Below are 19,819 nucleotides of genomic sequence, written 5' to 3'. Positions count from 1 at the left end.
GGAATGGAACTGACACGCAACGTTCCGCTGGTGCCGGAACAATCCTGCATCCTGTTCATCGATGTGCAGAATTTCTCGGCGCATCCGGACGGCGGCGAATTCAAGGACCTCGGCAAAGCCGAGTTCGAGGAAAAATACGGCTGGTTCTTCAAGCGCATCCAAAGCGAGACCATCCCGAACATGAAACGGCTGCTGGATGCCTTCCGCGCCGGCGGGATCGAGGTCATGCACACGACGATAGAAAGCCTGACCAAGGACGGCCGCGACCGCAGCCTCGATTACAAGATCACCGGCTTCCACGTGCCGAAGGGATCCTGGGACGGCAAGGTCATCGACGAGCTGGCGCCCGCCGAAGACGAGATCTGCCTTCCAAAGACCTCCTCCTCGGTCTTCGTCTCGACCCATATCGACTACATTCTGCGCAATCTCGGCGTGCGCCAGCTCGTCATATCCGGCCTCCTGACCGACCAGTGCGTGGAAAGTGCGATCCGCGACGCCTGCGACCTTGGATATCTCGTCACCCAGGTGACCGATGCCTGCGCGACCTATTCGCAGGAGCGCCACGACAATTCGCTCCGCACCATCAAGGGCTATTGCCGCCAGGTGACCACCGATCAGCTTCTCGATGAATTGAAGGGGCTCGCGAAATGAGCGACACGATTTCAGCCGTCTGGAAGGCCGTCGAAGAGGACCGGGACTATGTCGTCGGGCTGACCCGGGACATCGTGCGGATACCGTCCGTCAATCCGAAATTTCAGGCCGATCCCGCCATCAACCGCGAGGCCGACGTTCAGACCCGTCTCGCCGGCGAACTGGAAGCGCTGGGCTTCGGCGTCGACCGTTGGGACGTGTTTCCGGACAGGCCCAACCTGACAGGCGAATGGGCGGGCAGCGAGGAGAAAAGCCTTATTCTCTGCGGCCATGTCGACGTCGTGCCGGTGGGCGATCAGTCGAAGTGGAATTGCGATCCCTTCGGCGGCGACATCAGGGACGGCCGCATCTGGGGCCGCGGCGCGATCGACATGAAGGCCGGCGTCGCCGCCTGCGTGGCGGCGGCGCGCGCGGTCCGCAAGGCAGGCGTCAAGCTCGACGGACGGCTCGCCATCCACACCGTGGTCGACGAGGAGGCCGGCGGCTTCGGGGCAATGGACCTCGTCAAACGTTCGCGCCTGGCAAAGAGCGCCATTATCGCCGAGCCTACCTGGGGCAACATCGTGCCGGCCGAAGGCGGTCTCACTTGGGTGCGCGTGACGATTTTCGGCAAGCAGGCGCATGCCGGCTGGCGCTTCAACTCGATCTGGCCGCAGCCGCATGTCGAGGGCCGGCTCACGCCCGGCGTCAACGCGATCGAGCTCGCCACGCGCTTCCTGATGGCGCTGCGCGATTTCGAGACCTCGCGCTGCCGCGACAACTGGCATCCGCTGGTGCCAGCAGGCCTCGCCACGATCAATCCGGGCGTGATCCGCGGCGGCGCGGGCATGGGGCCGGACGGCACGCCGGCGATCATGACCAACGCGGCCATCATCCCCGACATCGTCACCATCGATCTCGACTACAAATTCATGCCGCAGGAGACGTTCGAGGACGTGAAGGCGGAGTTCGAGAACTTCGTCCACCATTTCGCCGCCTCCGACGCCTGGATGCGTGATCATCCGCCAGCGATCGAGTGGGATCTCTTCGGCCTCAATTTTCCGCCGATGAACACCCCGGTCGACGCACCGATCGTGCAATCGCTCAACAAGCGCGCCACGGAGGCGCAGGCCAAGGCGCCGGTGATCAAGGGTTTCGAGGCCGTCACCGATGCAGCGCATTACGCCGGCGCCGGTGTGGTGCCGGTGATCTACGGACCTGCCGGCGACGGCTTCCACGGCGACAATGAATGCGTGGAGATCGAAAGCCTGATCGAGACCACGAAGGTCATCGCCGCGGCCATCATCGACACGTGCGGCACCGCCTGACCTGCCGACCAACAAACCAACAAAGCAAAATATCAAGGGGTAACGAAATGATCACCAGACGCGTTCTTATGGGAGCAGTATCGATCGTGGCGCTCTTCGCCACATCCGCATTCGCCTATGCCGACACCGTGAAGCTCGGTGTGCTCGCGCCGCTCACCGGCCCGGCCGCCGCCGACGGCCAGGAAATAGTCAACGGCGCCAAGCTTGCCGTCGACGAGCTGAACGCCGCCGGTGGAATCGCCGGCCACACTTTCGAAGTCGTCGTGGCCGATGTCGGCGACGGCAATCCCGACAAGGTCGCGACCGCGGTCGAGCGGCTGCTCGGCGACCATGACATGGGCGGCGTGTTCACCAACTATGCCTCGAGCACCAATTTCGAGATCGAGATGATGGCCGAGCAGGAGATGGTCTACATGATCGCCGCCAACTCGCAGCAGACCCACGACATCATCGCGCCGAACCCCGAGAACTTCCCCACCATATGGTCGCTGACCCCGTCCTATGACGGCTACAACACCGAGATCGTCCCGGTGATCAAGGAACTGTCGGAGACGGGCAAGATCAAGCTGCCGAACAAGAAGGCCGCGATCATCTCGTCCGACAACCCTTATTCGAAGGGCATCGCGGAAGGCATGGCCAAGGCCTTCGGCGCCGACGGCTGGGAGATCACGCAGAACGATCTGGTGCCCTTCGGCGAAGTCAGCGACTGGCGCGCCTTCCTCGGCAAGATCCGCAAGGACCCGCCGGCGCTGCTGATCAACACGGACTATCTGTCGGCCAATGCCGCGACCTTCATGACCCAATTCATGGAGAATCCGACCGACAGCCTCGTCTTCATCCAATACGCGCCGTCGGTTCCGGAATTCCTGAAGCTGACCAAGGAGAAATCGTCCGGCGTGGTCTACAACATGCTGGGTGGCCTGCTTTTGTCGCCGAAGAACCCGCGCGCGCAGGAGGTGCTCGACAAGTACAAGGCGAAGTACAACATCGAACCCGGCGGCGCGGGCGCGCTGACCTATGAAGAGGTCATGATCTACGCCGACGCGCTGGCCAAGGTCGGCGACCCGGCCAAGCGCAAGGAAATCGGCGAACAGATCGGCAAGACCGACAAGCAGACCTCGATCGGACGCATCACCTTCGATCCGGCGACCCATCTGTCGGTGCAGAACACCGACGGCGTCCCGCTGCAGTTCTACCAGATCCAGGACGGCAAGCGCGTCCTCTTCTATCCAGGCAAATATGCGACCGGCGACTTCGTCCAGCCGGCCTGGATGAAGTGACACGGTCCGATGAACGACACGATCCTTGAGGTCGTCGACGCCAGCAAGCACTTCGCCGGGTTGAAGGCCGTCAACGGCGTGAGCTTCGGCGTCGCGCGCGGCGAGATTTTAGGTATTGCCGGTCCGAACGGCTCGGGCAAGAGCACGCTCTTCAATCTCATCACCGGTGTTCCTTTTGGCCCGACCTCCGGCGAGATACGCTTCCAGGGCCAGCGGATAGACCGCTGGCCCGCCCACCGCATCGCCCGTGCAGGCCTTGCCCGCACGTTCCAGAAGGATGCGGAATTCCCGGATCTGACGGCCGACGAGACCTTGCTCGTCTGCGGCACCTATAACGGCCAGCTCGGCCGCGCCGCGGCCAGGGCGCGTTCCGACGAGGTGCTTGGCCTCGTGGGGTTTGCCGACACGCGGCGCGGCATCCCCTCGCGCAACCTGTCGGTCTATGAAAAGAAGCAGCTCATGATCGCCTCGGGGCTAATGTCGCGCCCGGCAGTGCTGATGCTCGACGAGCCCGCGTCCGGCCTCACCAAGCCCGAGATCGAGAGCCTGGACAGGCTGCTCGTCGCGGTCAACGCCTCCGGCGTGACCGTGCTCTTGATCGAACACGTCCTCAGCCTGCTCCTTTCGATCTCCCGGCGGCTCATCGTCCTCAACCAGGGTTCGGTCCTGGCCGAGGGCAATCCGGCCGAGGTCGTCCGCAACGAGGCGGTGGTCACCGCCTATCTCGGAGGGCGCAAGCAATGATGCCCCTCCTCGACGTCAAGGACGTGCAAGCCGGCTATGGCGACATGCGCGTGCTGCACGGTCTTTCGCTGCACATCGGACCGCAGGAATCGATCGGGCTCTTCGGCCCCAACGGCCATGGCAAGACGACCTTGCTCAAGACCATTTCCAGCCTGGTGCGACCCACGGCAGGCTCGATCACCTTCGACGGCACCGACATTACCGGACGCAAGCCGCCGGCCATCGTCGAGGCCGGCCTGATCCATGCGCCGCAGGGCAACACGCTGTTCGGCAACATGCGCATCGCGGAGACGCTCGAACTGGCCGCCTTCAGCAATCGGGCAAGCAACGGCGCCGAGAAGCGCCTCGACGAGGTCTACGCCCTCTTCCCGCGCCTCGCCGAGCGCAAGACGCAGCTCGCCAAGACCTTGTCGGGCGGCGAGCGGCAGATGCTGTCGATCGGCTGCGCGCTGATGTGCGCGCCGCGCCTTCTGATGCTGGACGAGCCGACACTCGGCCTCTCTCCCCGCCTCAAGGAAGAGCTCGGCGCGGCGATCGGCGAGATTTCCAAACGTGGCGTGCCGCTCATCGTGGTCGAGCAGGACATCGAATTCCTCCTCTCCCTCACCGACCGCCTCTATCTGGTGGAGCATGGCGTCGTCATACGCGAGATCGACCGCGCGAGCGCGCCCGACCATCAGGAGGTCATGCGGCTCTATTTCGGCGAAGGAGGAACGCATTGATGGATACGCTCCTCGCCACGCTGGTCTCCGGCCTGGTGCTCGGCTCGCTCTATGCCCTGATGGCGAGCGGGCTCAGCCTGGTGTGGACGACGCTCGGCGTCTTCAACTTCGCGCATGGAGCGCTGATGATGGTCGGCGCCTTCATCGCCTGGACGGTGAGCGAAGCGGTCGGCGCCGGCCCTGTCGCGGGCGTCGTCGCCGGCACGCTCGGCGCCGGCCTTATCGGCATCGTCATCGAGCGGCTCGTCATCCGGCCGTTCTATGCCAGCCGCAACATGCTGCTCGTCACGGCCATGACGACGCTCGCCGTGACCATCATCCTCGAACGCGGCGCGCAGATGATCTGGGGGCCGCGCCTGAAGCAGCTTCCGCCTCTCGTCAACGGCGAGATCAGGCTGTTCGGCAATGCAATCTCCGCGCATGAAGCCTTGCTGCTGGTGGCGGCGCCCATCATTCTCGTCGCGCTGTGGCGCTTCACGGTCTCCAGCAAGATCGGACGCAGCCTGCGCGCCGTCGGCCAGAACCAGGATTCGGCGGCGCTGATCGGCGTCGACGTGCCGACCGCCTTCGCGCTCGCCTTCGCCATCTCGGCGGCGCTCGCGGGCCTCACCGGCGCGCTTCTCGGCTCGATCCGCTTCATCACCCCCGCCATGGGCAGCGAGCCGCTGACCAAGGCGATGATCGTCGTCATCTTCGGCGGTCTCGGCAGCCTCGGCTCGACGGCAGGTGCTGCCTATCTGATCGGCTTCATCGAGGCCTTCCTGGTGCTATGGGTCGGCCTCTACTGGACGCCGTTCGCGCTCTTCCTGCTGATGATCCTCGTCCTCCTGCTCAGGCCGAACGGAATATTCGGAAAGAGATGATGACCAGAAACCACCTCCTGCTGCTTGCGCTCTTCGTGGCTCTGGCTTTCGTGCCGCAGGTCTTCACCGACGGCTATGTCAGACACCTCTTCATCATCGCCTTCATCTACGCCATCATCGCGTCGAACTGGAACCTCAGCCTCGGTCATTGCGGCATCTTCAATTTCGGCCACATGACCTTCTTCGGCATCGGCGTCTACACGGCGGCCATCCTGACCAAGACCGCCGGCGTCAACCCCTGGCTTGCGATACCTGCCTGCGCGATCACGGCGGCGATCTCGGCCGTAATCATGGCGGCGCCGGTTGCCCGTCTGAAAGGCATCTATGTCGTGCTCGTCACCTTCGCGGTCAACCAGCTGATGATGCAGCTGGTGCTCAGCCAGGCCGACCTCACGGGCGGCGCCAAGGGCATGGTGCGCCTGCCCTTCCTCACCATCGGCGACTACAGCTTCATCCGCGACTACAAGCTCGGCTATTACTATCTGGCGCTGATCCTGCTCGGCCTGTCCACGGCCTTCCTGATCCTTGTCGCCGCTTCGCCTTTCGGCAAGTCGCTCAAGGCGGTGCGCGACGCCGAGGACTATGCGACCGCGCGCGGCATCTCGGTGGCGCGCACGCGAATTTCGGTGCTGGTGCTGAGCGCCATCTTCACCGGCATCGCCGGCGGCTTCTACACCGTCTATCTGCGCGTCGCCTCGCCCGAGGTCTTCGGCTTCGGAACGATGTCGCTGGTGCTCTCGATGGTGCTGATCGGCGGCATCAATAGCGTGCTCGGCCCGGTGATCGCCGCGCTGGCGCTCACTTTCGCCAGCGAAGCCATGGCGGGGATTGGCGGCTTCGAGGACGCGCGCTACATCGTGATCGCGGTCGCCATGATCCTGGTGCTGAGGCTTGCGCCGGGCGGCCTGATCCAGATCCTCGAAAGGCTGGCGCCGACGGCGCAAAAGCCCGCGACGCCGACGAGGAGCCCAGCCTGATCCGGGAGCAGCGATGGTCATGGGCCAAGAGGAGTTCGTCGTCGAGGGGCTGAGCTTCAAGCCAGCATCGTCTGTATCAAAATGCCGGGGCGGCCCGGCGACCCGCGCTGCTGACCCTGAAGCTCTTGCCGCAACGAGCCGCACAGGGTTCTTCGCAGCCGCGACGGTTCCGAATCGCCTATTCGGCAATATCCCTGATTTAGCGAAAAGCCGATGGTACCGTTGGCTGGGATCGTTGCATACCTGGTATATTGTTTTTATTTCATTTTTTGATCGCGGTCGCGTATTTGTATCACAAGTATTTGTATCACAATATGTTTCACAAATTGTAGCACGCTCTCCACTCAAGCGCCTGTCTGGGACGGCATGACAACGCGGTCGAGCTTCGTTGCGTCAATATTTGAGTGGAGCGGGCGGCTGTAACTCTCTCGAATTTCGAGATACGGCATCAGGGTGACGAAGGACCGAAATGAGGCCGAATGCGAAACGTCGGCTTTCGACCACCACGATTGAGCCGACCCTTGGTATCCGACACTGACGATCTGCCCCTGCGACTGCGATCGAATTCCGGAGCGGCAAAGCTGCTGGCCTGTTCGCAAATTTTGCCAGATGACAGCGAGGTGCGACGGTCATCTGCACCGCCTTTACTTGGTCGCTTCAATCTTGTCGATCGCAGCGCCGAAGCCTTTTAGCGAAACCGGAATGGTGACCGGTTTGCGCGTCACCGATTCCATGCCGATATTCAGCGTGGTTCCGGACCGCATCGCCTTGACCAGTTCCGCCGGCAGCGGCACCGCGGCATAGGCGCCATTCTGGTCGCTGGTCTGGATCGCGACGGTCGCCTTCTTGCCGCCGTCGATCTGGTACGAAGCACCCGAAGGCAGGAACAGCCCGTGCGGCAGGGCAAGCAGCATGGCAAACCCGACGGCGTCCTGCTGGCGGCGCACGGTCACGGTCAGCACCCGTTGGCCAGTCTTGGCTTCGGTCAGGTTCTGCGAGACCTGGCATTGCAGCTCTGTGCCGGTTGGCCCCGAGGAGCAGTTGACTGCCCAGGGATTTGCGTCCGTTGACTTCGTCGCGGTCGCCCTGGATTCTTCGGCCGTGGCAAGGCTCGTCAGCAAAAGAAGCGTACACAGGCCAACGGGCAGACGTCTCAACCACCCATATACATTAACATCCACTAATATACACTCCGATTGTCGCATTTTATCTTCAGGTTCTTGTAGCCGGCTCAGAGAAGCTGGAGTCGTTAGTGATAAACGCGGTGTTGCTCTACTACAACAGGACTCCGATTTTCTGTGTTAGTGCGGCATGTCGACCATTAATTGCCGTGCATTGCCGTGCAATACAATAGTATCCGCCATTCCTGTGAAAGAGAATGGCGGCAGCCGGGACAGGTAGATGCGCTCGCGCGTGGGGCTGACTGAACGTCGGAGGAAGACCGCCGAGCGTCAAACGCGGCTCGGCGGAGCGTTGGCTGCGTCCCACCGGTCAGGCATTTTGCTGCGCACCTCCGCGCTGACGACTGTCGCTCTCGCTCTGTCGAGCCTGGCCGCGCATGCCGAGGATGCCGGGCTGTGGCAGCCGCAGGTCCGCGCCATCATCGGCGCCAACAGCAACAGCGGCTATTCGGCGCTCGAAGGCTTCCTGCCGATCAGGCAGAACCTCGAATCGGTCCTGTTCCTCGACGTTCGCTCGAAATATGATTTCGACAACGGATTCGGCCAGGATGTCGGTTTGGGCGTCCGTCGCATCGTCAATCCGGATCTGATGATCGGCGGCTACGCCTATCTCAACGTCCAGAACGACGACAGCCACCAGTTCGTCGCCACCACGCTCGGCCTCGAGGCGATCACCTCGAAATACGACGCGCATGTCAACCTCTATCTACCGATCAGCAAGGACCGCGGCTCGAACGGCAGCGATTCGACTCTGTCGCTTGTCGGCAACCAGTTGCTCGAAGAGATATCGACGATCGACCATCGCACCTATCCCGCCTGGGGCATCGAGGGCGAGATCGGCGTCCAGGCGCCGATCGACCTGCCGGAAAACCAGTCTCTGCGCTTCGATGTCGGCGCCTATCATTTCGCCGATCCCGATGGCGACGACCATTCGATCACCGGCGCCAAGGCAGGGATCGAATACACAATCGGCGACGTCGTCGGCAAAGGCACGTCGCTGACCTTCACCGGCGAGGTGCGCAACGACAATCGCGACGACACCCAGTTCGCCGGCAGTATCCGGCTGACGGTGCCGTTCAACGTGCCCGGCAAGGGCGGTTCCGCCGATGACGATCTCGAGCCGGTCGCCACGGTCAACCCGGGCCTGCGCAAGCGCCTCAACGAGCGAGTGCGCGGCGATGTCGGTGTCAGGCTGGAGCACCAGGACAGGGTTTCCGACACGACGACGCGCGTGGCGATCAATGCCGCCACCAACGCGGCCTTCGGCCTGTTCTACTTCGCCGATGGCGGTCTGGCCGGCGCGGGTACTTTCGGGGATCCGACGACGCTGGACGACGCCGTCACCAAGGCGGGCGGCAACGGCTTTATCGTCGCGCTCGGCGGCAACGGCAATATCGCCACCGGCGGTGTCAATCTCGCCGCCGGCCAGACCGTCATCGGCGGCGGCGGCAGTGTCCAGGCGAAGCTCGCCGACGGCAGCATCGGCACCTACAATTTCGGCGGCAGCAACGGCACCATCCAAGGCACCAATGCCGCTAACCCCGTGATCACGCTGGCCAGCAACAACACGCTGAGCAACATCACCATAACCGGCGGCGGCGACGGCATCTTCGGCAACAACGTCGCCGGCACGAAGCTGACCGACGTGACGGTCGACGGCGTCGGCGGCAGCGGCGCCGACTTCACTGGCGACTCGCCCACTGTCAGCGCCTCGAACTTCACGTCGCAGAATAACGGTCTTGACGGCCTGCATATCGAAGGCAACGGCACCTACAACTTCACCGGCACGACGACGCTCAATGGCAACGCCGACGACGGCCTCGATATCACCGGACAAGGCACCTACACCTTCGCCACCGTCAATGCCCAGAACAACACCGATCGCGGCATAACGGTGCAGGGCACGTCGAGCGGCGGCAGCTTCACCACCACCGGCGGCGCAATTTCCGGCAATGGCGGCGCCGCCGTCTTCATCGACCCGATCACCGCCCATGTCGTGCTCGATTCCATCACCCAGAGCGGCGGCGTTTCGGGCGTCATTCTCGACCAGTTGTCGGGCAGCTTCACCGTCAACGGCGCCACGACCATCTCGAACACCACTGGTCCGGCGATCGCGATCAGCAATTCCCCGGCATCGATCCGCTTCGGCGACATCGCCATCACCAACCCTGGCGCCGACGGCATGTCGTTCAGCGGCGTCAACGCCACAGTGTTGGCCGGCAACATCGTCATTTCCGGGCTCGGCGCAGGTCAGGCCGGCCTCGATTTCTCGAACAGCCAGACCAATTTCACCGCGCAGTCGCTCAACATCAGCGCTCAGGGGCCGATTGCGGCCGGCTCGATCGGCATCGATCTCGCCAACACCACTGGCGACGCCTCGATCACCGTCACCAACGGCGGCAATATCTCCGGCGTCGACACCGGCGTTCGCCTGGGCATTGCGGGGTCGCTCGCCAATTCGGCCAATGCGGAGTTCACCTTCGGCGGCGGCTCGATCGCTGGCCAAACGGCATCGCTCGACGCGCGCGGGCTGAACCAGACGCTGGGTCACTATGCGTTCAGCTCGACTACGTTTAGCGGCGACCAACTCTTCGACCAGCAGAATGTGATCTTCGTCGGTGCCGCCGGATCGTCCGGTGACGGCTCTTCGACATCAAGCCTGCTCGCCATCGATGAGGCCGATCTTGATACCGACGCCAACGCCATCTTCGTACTGGTCAATGAAGGTTCGCCAATCGACATTGCCGGCGGCTTCTCGCTCAGCGCCGGACAGACGCTGGCCTCCTTCGGCAATGGTCGCACCTTCTCGCTGGGCGGCGTGCCGGTCAACGTTACCGGCGACAACATCCAGCATGACCAGGTCGTCTCGGATGCCGGCGGCGCGGCGACACTGACCAATTCCGGCGCCGGCGATGTCGTGACGGCGGGCAGCGGTAGCGCGCTGCTCGACTTCAACATTTCGGGCGGCAGCGCCGCGGGGATCCAGGCCACCGGCATTGCCGGCCTGACCGTCCAGGGCGTGTCGGTCAGTAATGTCGCGACCGGCCTCGTCCTGGATGGCGTGACCGGCACGGTGACGGTCGACGATCTCGACATCCAGAACGCGAGCCAGACCGGCATCGCGCTGGTGAATTCGAGCGCGACCGCCAATTTCACCGGCGCAACGTCTATCACCAATGCCGGCAATGTCGCCCTGTTCGCCAACAATTTCGATGGCAGCGCAACCTTCGACGATCTCGACATCAGCGGCGGCGGCCGAGGCGTGGCGATCTGGACCGGTTCGAGCGGAACGCTGACCTTCGGCGCCGCGAGTTCCATCACCAACACGGGCGATGTGGCCTTCAACATCAACAGTGCAACGCCCAACGTCACATATAACGGAACCATCAACCAGGCCACAGCGGCCAGCGCGGTGCGTATCAGTGGCATGACAGGCGGCACTGCCACCTTCGGCGGCAAGATCACGGCCAGCACCGGCGCGGCCAACGCGATCGATCTCGTCAACAATGTCGGCGGCACGATCAACTTTACCGGCGGCCTCGATCTGGCAGCCGATGGCGGCTTCGGCTTTAGCGCGGTCAATGGCGGCACGCTGACGGTTACGGGCTCCAGCAACACCGTGGAGACTGGTCTCGGGCCGGATGAGAAGGGCATCCAGATCGCCGGCATGACGATCGGCGCGGCCGGGGTGAACTTCTCCAGCGTCACCGTGGATGGCTCGGGCGGCGGTGTTTCGACCGGCATCGCCATCAGCAACACCGGCGGCGGCAACGTCACCTTTGGTGGCGTCGATCTGTACCGCGTCAGCGGCGTCGCCGTCAGCCTCAATGGCATCACCAGCGGCACCTACAGCTTCAATGGCACGACGAAGATCGACACCGTGGTGGGCGGAGGCCCCGGCTTGCTGGTTCAAGGCAGCGCAGCGACGGTCAGCGTCAACAATCTCGTCACCACCAATGTTGCCAGCGCCGATGTCAGCCTGACCAACAACACCGGCACGATCGGCATTGGCGGCACAATCACCAACAGCGGCACGGGCGACGGCGTGATCGTCTCCGGCGGCAGCGCGGCAGTCACGGTTTCGGCCGCTATCTCCAGTTCGGCGAGCGCGCCCGGCACGGCAGTCAAGGTGGATGGCATCACCGGCGGCTCGGTGGCCTTCAGCGGCCCGATCACCTCGACCGGGACCGGCACGGGCGTGTCGGTTTCGAACACCGCCGCCGGCAGCAGCGTCGGCTTCGGTTCGGTGACGGTATCGGGTGCTGCCGGCAGCGGCATCGACATATCAGGCAATGCCGGCTCGGTAGCTTTCACCGGCACGACCAGCGTGACGCTAGGCCCGACGGCCAACGCGACCGGCATCAATTTCAGCGGCACCAATGCCAATGTCGCCTTCGGCACGACCAATGTGATCATGGGCGCCGGCGCCAACCAGACCGGCATCGACTTCAGCGGCTCGTCCACGACGGCCGATTTCGGCCTGACAACGATCAATGGCACCGGCGATCTCACCTCGCGCGGCATCGACCTTTCGTCGACCACCGGCAACAAGACCATCACCTTCCTGCGCGGCTCCAGCATCAGCAATACCGGTGTCGGCGTCGAACTGTCGTCGGGCGGCACCACGGCAACCTCGGCTAACGCCAACTTCACCTTCGGTGACGGCACCTCGGCCGACGGGCGTCAGTCCTCCATCACTGCAGCGGCTGGCGGCTACACGGTCAACACGATCGGGCTCGATCCGACGCTCGGCAACTATGATTTCGACGACGTCGCCTTCACCGGCCAGGCCCACCTGGCGACCGCTGTCGGCGGCGTCATCATGGTGTCGCAGAACGGCGGCGTGATCACCGCCGGCACGGACGGGCTCAGCGCCGATGTGACCACCATTTCGGTGGCCGCTGCCGATGCCATGGTGGGTTCGCAGACCTTCGCCTTCGTTGGCACCGTCGACCTCAGTTCCACGCCTTTCACGCTCGATTCGGGCCAGTCGATCGACGGCTTCGGCAACGGCAACTCCATCCTCACCTCCGGCACGGTCCAGCCGATCAATGTCCAGGGCAATCTCGGCGCTACCGGTGGCAATGTCACCGGCGACGAGGGCGTGGTCACCGGAACCGGCGACTTGATGCATCTGCTGGGCAACAACCAGGTGAAGAACACTGCCTTTGATTTCAGCGGCGCCAGCGGCTCGGTCTTCCTTATCGACCAGAATGCTGCCGGGTTCGGCAACGCCGGCGGCATCTTCATCGATGGTGTTACGGTCAGCAACGTCGCGGCGGGCCAGACGGCGTTCAAGGTCGACAGCCTCACCACCAACCTGTCGATCACCAACAACAACATCAACGTTGCCGGCACATTGCTGAACGCCGATGGCGGCAATGGCAACATCACGCTCACGCACGGCGCCTTGCCGAACAGTGCGACCCCCGGCACGCTCGCGAGCGGCGGCATCTCGATCGCCAACCGCACCGGCGGCCTGGTCAACTTCACCGACAAGGTGACGGTTGGCGGCAATGGGGTTTCGCTTACCAACAACACCGGCGCCACCGCCAGCTTCGCCGATGTAGACATCACCACGAATGGCGCGACGGCATTCAGCGCTACCGGCGGCGGCACGGTCAATGTCACTACCGGGACGATAAACGCCACGGGCGCGCAAGCGGTGGCGCTCGACGGGATAACGGCCAATATCAACTTCGCCTCGACCGCCGCGTCCTTCAGCACTGGCAACGGCATCGACCTGCAGAACCTGACCGGCACGGCGGATTTCGGCATCGGCACGCTGACCAACACGGGTGCGGGCACGTCGTTCAATGTCGGCTCGGCCACCGCTGCCAGCGGCGGCAACGCGACCATTTCCTATGGCGGCACGATCGCCAGCAACGGTGTGGGCGCGGCCGTGTCGATCCAGAGCATGACCAGCGGTTCGGTAACCTTGTCGGGCAATTTGACCGACGGCCTTGCCGGCGCGGGCGGCAACATCGTCATTGCCGGCAACGACTCGGCCGCGATCACCTTCTCGGGCGCGACCAAGCAGATCAGCTCGGGCGCGACCGATGGTGTCGATATAGGCGTCGTCGGTGGCTACATATCGGGTACGCCGACCCCCAATACCAATTCCACTATCGACTTCACCAATGGTGGTCTCGATATAACGACGACAACCGGCGCCGGCTTCGTCGCCTTCGGAGATTTTGCGACCGGCACCATCACCGTCACCGGCACGGGCAACAAGATCAATTCCGGCGCCGATGGTCTTGTCCTGTCTGGCGCCAATGTCGGCGCTGGCGGCGTTACCTTCGACAGCGTCTCGGCCGTCTCCACGAATGCCGCCGCCGGTGTCCTGCTTGGGGGTATCAGCCTCGCCGGCGACGTCAACATTGGCGGCTTGAGGGATACCGGCTACATCGGCGCTTCGCTGAGCGGCCTGAGCGGCACCGGCGCGGTCAATTTCACCGGCACGACCGATCTCGACGTCAGCTACAGAGGCTTCGATATCAGCGGTCCGCAGGTCGGCACCATAAATATCGCCAATGTCGCCGGATCCACCCTGACCATCGATGGTGGCTCGGTCGGCATTGCGACGAACGGCCTCCAGGGCGGCACCATCAATGTCGGCGGCAACGGCGGCAGCGCCAGCATCGGCGCAACGACAAGCACCACCGGCTCGGCCATAAGCCTGAACGGCGGCAACAACCTCGTCCACGCGACGCTGAACTACAACGGTTCAATCAAGGTCGACACCGGCAGTGTCCTGCAGGCCGGCGGCGGCGACTGGACCGCGCTCAACATGAGCGGCTCGGTCGTTTCGACCACGGCGGCCGCGCCGGGGACGGCGGCTTTCACCTTCAGCGGCAACGCCAACGGCGTCTACAATATTTCGAGCACGATCGATCATACCGGCACGGGCGTCGGCGTCCTGTTCGACGGATCGTCCGAGGGAACGGCCACCTTCTCGAGCACCTCGAAGATCTTCGACACCAGCAGCGGCAGCAACGGCGCCATCGTCAAGGCGCCTAGCATCGGGCCGGGCGAAGGCACCGGCACGCTCAACTTCACCAATGGTGGCCTGGTCGTCACCACCTCAAGCGGCGCGGGATTCACCGCCAGCACCCTCGGCGCCGGTACCGTCAGCGTCAGCGGCGCCGGCAACATCATCACCACGGGAACCGGCACCGCGCTTGACCTCGCCAACGCGACGATCGGCGCCGGCGGCGTCACCTTCGGTACGATTTCGAGCAATGGCGCGGCAACCGGCATTTCGCTCAACAATGTCGGCGGCGGCGCGCTCGATCTCGGCGCGGTCGACCTGGAAGGCATCACCTCGCGCGGCGTCGACGTTTCCGGCACGCTCGGCTCGGCGTTGGATTTCGGCAGCCTGAAAATCGGCATTGCCGCCAGTGCTACCAATGCGGTCGGCCTCGACCTCAACGGCGCCGCGCTCGGTTCGAGCACCATCACGGCTGGCGACTTCGATGTCGATGGCGGCGGCTCGGCAGGCTCGATCGGCATCGACATGGCCGGCACGACCGGCACCGGCACTATCCAGCTCGGCGATACCGTCAACAACAATCCCGGTCCGGCGGGCCAGACCTCGACCATCGCCAATGTCGGCTACGGCGTCCAGTTCTCCAGCACGACCAACGCAAAGCTTGTCTTCGGTGACGGCCAGGGTCCGGCCGAATCGTCGATTGCCACCACCGGTGGCCAGGTCATCCACGCCACCGACGCCTTGCCGACCAATGGCGATTACAATTTCAACGACGTCAATTTCACCGGCGATACCTCGAACCTGGCCTCGATCCACGTCTATTACGTCGACCTCGACGGCAACATTTCGGGAACCGGTGACGGTAGTCTTGCCAATCCAGGCAGCCTTGCGCAGGCCCAGGCCTCGACGGCCAACGTCATCGTTCTGATCGACAAGAACGTCAACGGCAGCCAGGAAACCCTCGACCTGAGCGGCGGAACGTTCCAGCTCGATGACGGCCAAGTGCTGCTCGCCTTCAAGAGCGGCGATGCGGCCATCGATGTTTCCCAGCTCGGCGTCTCTGCCGGCAGCGGCGCGTCGGGGGTGTTCCATTTCACCACGGTGCAAAGCTCGACGATCGTCGATGCGCCGGCCGGCATCGACACGCTGCGGCCCGTGCTGCAGAGCAACAACGCCACCTCGGTGATCAACCTCGCGACCAGCGGCACAGGTATCTTTACCGGCGGCGTCGGAAACCTGATCATCCGCAACATCGGCAGCGGCGACGGCATCTTCGTCAATGCCACCTCGGCCTCCAGCTTCTTCCTCAGGGACAACGACATCGCCGCCGGCGGCAATGCGCTTGACTTCTCCACCACCGGCGCGCCGGCGAACACGTTGCTGCTGTCGATCGACGACAACACGCTGCAGTCGACCGGAGCGGCGTTGGCCGCGTCCTTCGCCGGCCAGAATATCGGCCCGACGAGCAACTCGATCGCTGTCAGGTCCTTCTCCGGCAACACGGTCACCGGCGGCACCGGCGGCGGCATCGCCTTCAGCAATGTCACGTTCGACTCAAACGGCGCCGGCGGCACCGTCAACGCTGGCACGCTGACCGTCGGCACGACGGGCGCGCGCGTGCAGGGCGACGGCCTGAACCTGACCAACACCAGCGGCACGCTCGACCTCGGCACCTTCACCGTCGCCAACAATGCCGGCACAGGCGTGCTTGTCGACACCAAGGGCGCGAGCACCATCTTCACGCTGAACAGCAGCGGCGGTTCGGTCGACACCACCAACGGCGCCGCCTTCAATCTCGATCCGCTGACGGTCAACATGACGGTGGCCAGCGTCAACGCCACCGGCGGGACGAACGGCATCATCTTCGATGGCGTGGCAGGCACCTTCACCGTCACCGGCGCGACGAGCGTCACCGGCACGACCGGCGCCGGCATCAGTGCGGTCAACACCAACACCGGCACCTTCAACTTCAGCACGGTGACCGTGAACAACACCGCGTCGATCGGCGGCGGCATCGGCTGGGCCAGCGGTACGCTTAATGTTGGCGGCCTTGCCAATATCGACACATCGAGCGGGGTTGGTGTCTCGCAGAGCGGCGGCACGACTGGCTTCACCGGCGGCATTACGATCGACACCACCGGCGGAACCGGGATTCTCGGGGTGGCCGGAACCATGAACATCGGCGCCACCGGCGGCAGCGAGACGGTGAATGCGGCCAACGGTCAGGCGATCAGCCTCGTCAGCATGGCCGCCAACGTCTCGCTTGATTCGACATCGTCCGGCGGCGGCACCTCCAATGTCGCCCTGAGCAACGTCACCGGCTCCGTCAATCTCGGCTCCGGCGCGCTGAGCGGCGCCCTCGGGTCGGCCTTCAATGTCAGCGGCGGCACGGCCGATATCAGCTATGGCGGCAGCATCGCCAAGACGACGTCCGGCAACGTCGTCATCATTTCAGGCCGTACCGCCGGAACGACCACATTGTCCGGCAATCTGAGCGCCACCGGCGGCGCGGACAACGGCATCCTGGTCAGCGGCAATAGCGGCGGCACGGTCAATTTCTCCGGCAGTACCAAGACGCTCAGCACCGGTGCCAACGCTGCGGTAAGCCTGACCAGCAATGCCGGCAGCACCGTCAATTTCAGCAATGGCGGCCTGGCGATCACCACCACCTCCGGCACCGGCTTCAATATCACCGGCGGAGGTACGTTCAGCGTCGGCACCGGCGCCAACGCCAACGCGATCTCGACTGGCACCGGCGTCGCGGTCAGTATGAACGCCGCGATAGTCGCGGCTGGCGGGGTCAATTTCGCGTCGACGAGCAATGGCTCCGGCGGCAGCAGCGGGGTCATTCTCACCAATGTCACCGGATCGGGAACGATCAATCTGGGCGCCGGCGGACTGGTGGGCGGCAGCGCCGCGGCCATCGCCGTTAGCGGCGGCAGCGCCAATCTGGTCTATTCGGGCAACGTCACCCAGGCAACCGCCGGCCAAGCCCTACTGTCGGTAGGGAGCGGTCACTCCGGTACGATCACCTTCAACACAGGCACGCTGTCCGCGACCAACGGTACCGGCCTGCAGTTCGACAACGCCGACGGGACCTACAATTTCAACGGCACGACGACGCTGAACGGCGGCGATGCCGGCATCGATATCGTGAATGGCTCGAGCGGCAATTTCACCTTCAACGCCAACACCTCGATCACCAACCCGAGCGGTGTCGGCTTCAATGTCAATGGCGGCGCCGGCACCATCACCTATGCCGGCACCATTTCGAAGACCACTGCGAACAACGTCGTTTCGATCCAGAACCGCACCGGCGGCACGACGACGCTGTCCGGATCGATCACTGCAACGGGCGGCCTCGCCAACGGCATCCTCGTCAACGCCAACAGCGGCGGCACGATCAATTTCTCGGGCAGCTCCAAGACGCTGTCCACCGGCGCCAGCACCGCCGTCAACCTGACCGGCAACACAGGCGCCACCATCAACTTCTCCGGCGGCGGGTTGGACATCGACACCACGTCCGGCGTGGGCTTCAACGCAACCGGTGGCGGCACGGTGACGGTCACAACCGGCGGCAGCCCAAATACAATCAACTCGAGCACGGGCACCGCGCTCAACGTCGCCAACACCACGATCGGCGCCCCGGGCCTGACCTTCAGGAGCATTTCGTCGAACGGCGCCGCCAACGGCATCGTGCTCAACAACACCGGCGCCAGCGGCGGACTGACCGTCACCGGCGACGGCGGGGGCACGAACAACGGCTCGGGCGGTACGATCCAGAATTCGACGGGCGACGGCGTCAGCCTCACCAACACCCAGGACGTCCATCTCGCCTATATGAACCTCACCAACAATCTGGGCGACGGCATCGGCGGCTCGAACATCAACGGCTTCGTGCTGAACCGCTTGAACATCTCCCTCAACGGCGACGACCCGGCGACGGACGAGTCCGGTATCAACATCACCAATCTGACCGGAACCGCTTCCAACGGCGCCCATGCGACGTCGATCAGCAATTCGGTGATCAGCAACAACAACGAATTCGAGATTCAGATCTCGAACAACTCCGGAACATTGACGAACCTGCAGCTCGTCAACAACACGATTTCTGCCAATGGTGTGGGTATAAATGGCAATGCCACCTCACCCCACGGCAATCTCGTCAATTTCCTGGGGCTGGGCTCGTCCGTTATGGGGCTGACGGTGACCGGTGGCACGTTCACCGGCAACACCGTTTCAGATGCAACCCATATCATTACGGGAACCGGCCTGTTCGCCAACTCGGGCGGCACCAGCATGACGGTGAATGTGTCCGGGGCTACGTTCACGAACAACAATGCGGGCGTGGACGTCTCGACCGATCCTGTTTCAACGTCGCTTACCTTCGACATCGAGAACAACACCTTCATCGGCCAGCGTTCGACCGCGATCAATCATTTCGACAACGGCAACGCGCCGTTCACCAGGACGGTCAGCGGCACGATCAAGAACAACATCATCGGCGACAACGCCGTCCTCAACTCGGGCTCTACCGTCGGAAGCGGCATCACGATCCAGAACGAAGGTGCCATCAACGGCAAGTATCTGATCGACGGCAACCAGATCTATCAGATCGCGACGGGTCCCGGCATCACCGTCAATGTCGGCCTTGGCGGTCAGGCCACGGGCGGCGGCGAGACCGATCTTACCATCACTAACAATGTCTTCGATCATATCAACGGCAGCCGTGCTATAACCATTCAGGACAACCAGGTTACCGACATCGCCAGTCCGCCCGGTGCCGGCCCGTTCCCGACCATCTGGCTCAACCTTCAGGGCAATTCCTTCTCGAACATCGCCGGGCAGGCCGGCAATGGCCAATATGTGCGTCTCAAACAGTCTTACGGCGTCTTCAAGGTAACGCAGTCGGCCGCAACTGCCGGCGCAAACGCGGGCGAGTTGGATGACGCAAACGGCATCAACGATCCGACCAAGTTCAGCACCAGCAGCACCAGCGGCAGCATCCAATACGGCCAAAGCGCCGCGCCCTTGCCGACCACCAACCCTCTACCTTGAACCGGACCCGGCTTTGTCACGGAAATCGGGTTTCAATAGAGA

The 19,819-nt window shown here is 63.6% G+C and carries 10 protein-coding genes; 9 read left to right on the top strand and 1 reads right to left on the bottom strand.

Going from position 1 to position 19,819, the window contains the following annotated elements; genetic code table 11:
• The first annotated feature begins 3 nt into the window (after positions 1 to 3).
• The 8 genes from MJ8_RS06120 to MJ8_RS06085 are packed head-to-tail and all read left to right on the top strand — an operon-like array spanning position 4 to position 6,914.
• A complete protein-coding gene (locus MJ8_RS06120; protein ID WP_201413552.1) occupies positions 4 to 651 on the top strand; it encodes an isochorismatase family cysteine hydrolase in 648 nt (215 codons plus the stop codon).
• Complete coding sequence (locus tag MJ8_RS06115) at positions 648 to 1,958, top strand: M20 family metallopeptidase (protein ID WP_201413551.1); 1,311 nt, start codon at positions 648 to 650, stop codon at positions 1,956 to 1,958. Before MJ8_RS06120 ends, MJ8_RS06115 begins: the two co-directional genes overlap by 4 nt.
• A 47-nt stretch (positions 1,959 to 2,005) precedes the next feature.
• Positions 2,006 to 3,238, top strand: coding sequence for an ABC transporter substrate-binding protein (locus MJ8_RS06110; protein WP_201413550.1), 1,233 nt, complete (start codon positions 2,006 to 2,008; stop codon positions 3,236 to 3,238).
• A gap of 9 nt (positions 3,239 to 3,247) precedes the next feature.
• A complete protein-coding gene (locus tag MJ8_RS06105; protein WP_201413549.1) occupies positions 3,248 to 3,982 on the top strand; it encodes an ABC transporter ATP-binding protein in 735 nt (244 codons plus the stop codon).
• On the top strand, positions 3,979 to 4,704 hold the full coding sequence (locus MJ8_RS06100; protein WP_201413548.1) for an ABC transporter ATP-binding protein: 726 nt from the start codon (positions 3,979 to 3,981) through the stop codon (positions 4,702 to 4,704). Before MJ8_RS06105 ends, MJ8_RS06100 begins: the two co-directional genes overlap by 4 nt.
• Positions 4,704 to 5,567, top strand: coding sequence for a branched-chain amino acid ABC transporter permease (locus MJ8_RS06095; RefSeq protein ID WP_201413547.1), 864 nt, complete (start codon positions 4,704 to 4,706; stop codon positions 5,565 to 5,567). Before MJ8_RS06100 ends, MJ8_RS06095 begins: the two co-directional genes overlap by 1 nt.
• Positions 5,567 to 6,544, top strand: coding sequence for a branched-chain amino acid ABC transporter permease (locus tag MJ8_RS06090; RefSeq protein ID WP_201413546.1), 978 nt, complete (start codon positions 5,567 to 5,569; stop codon positions 6,542 to 6,544). Before MJ8_RS06095 ends, MJ8_RS06090 begins: the two co-directional genes overlap by 1 nt.
• A 13-nt stretch (positions 6,545 to 6,557) precedes the next feature.
• Positions 6,558 to 6,914 carry a hypothetical protein gene (locus MJ8_RS06085; RefSeq protein ID WP_201413545.1) on the top strand — a complete coding sequence of 119 codons (357 nt, stop codon included), beginning with the start codon at positions 6,558 to 6,560 and terminating at the stop codon, positions 6,912 to 6,914.
• 274 nt (positions 6,915 to 7,188) lie between these two features.
• Here the strand turns inward: MJ8_RS06085 and MJ8_RS06080 are convergent, their stop codons facing one another.
• Complete coding sequence (locus MJ8_RS06080; RefSeq protein ID WP_225248150.1) at positions 7,189 to 7,701, bottom strand: invasion associated locus B family protein; 513 nt, start codon at positions 7,699 to 7,701, stop codon at positions 7,189 to 7,191.
• A 343-nt stretch (positions 7,702 to 8,044) separates the two neighbouring features.
• Here MJ8_RS06080 and MJ8_RS06075 point away from each other — a divergent pair, with 343 nt between their 5' ends.
• Positions 8,045 to 19,777 (top strand): hypothetical protein, encoded by an 11,733-nt coding sequence (locus tag MJ8_RS06075; protein ID WP_225248149.1) that lies wholly within the window; start codon positions 8,045 to 8,047, stop codon positions 19,775 to 19,777.
• Positions 19,778 to 19,819: the final 42 nt, after the last annotated feature.

Source organism: Mesorhizobium sp. J8, from assembly GCF_016591715.1.
GTDB lineage: Bacteria > Pseudomonadota > Alphaproteobacteria > Rhizobiales > Rhizobiaceae > Mesorhizobium.
Note: the sequence above shows the minus strand (reverse complement) of the source record. Positions and strands in the feature narration are given on the sequence as shown.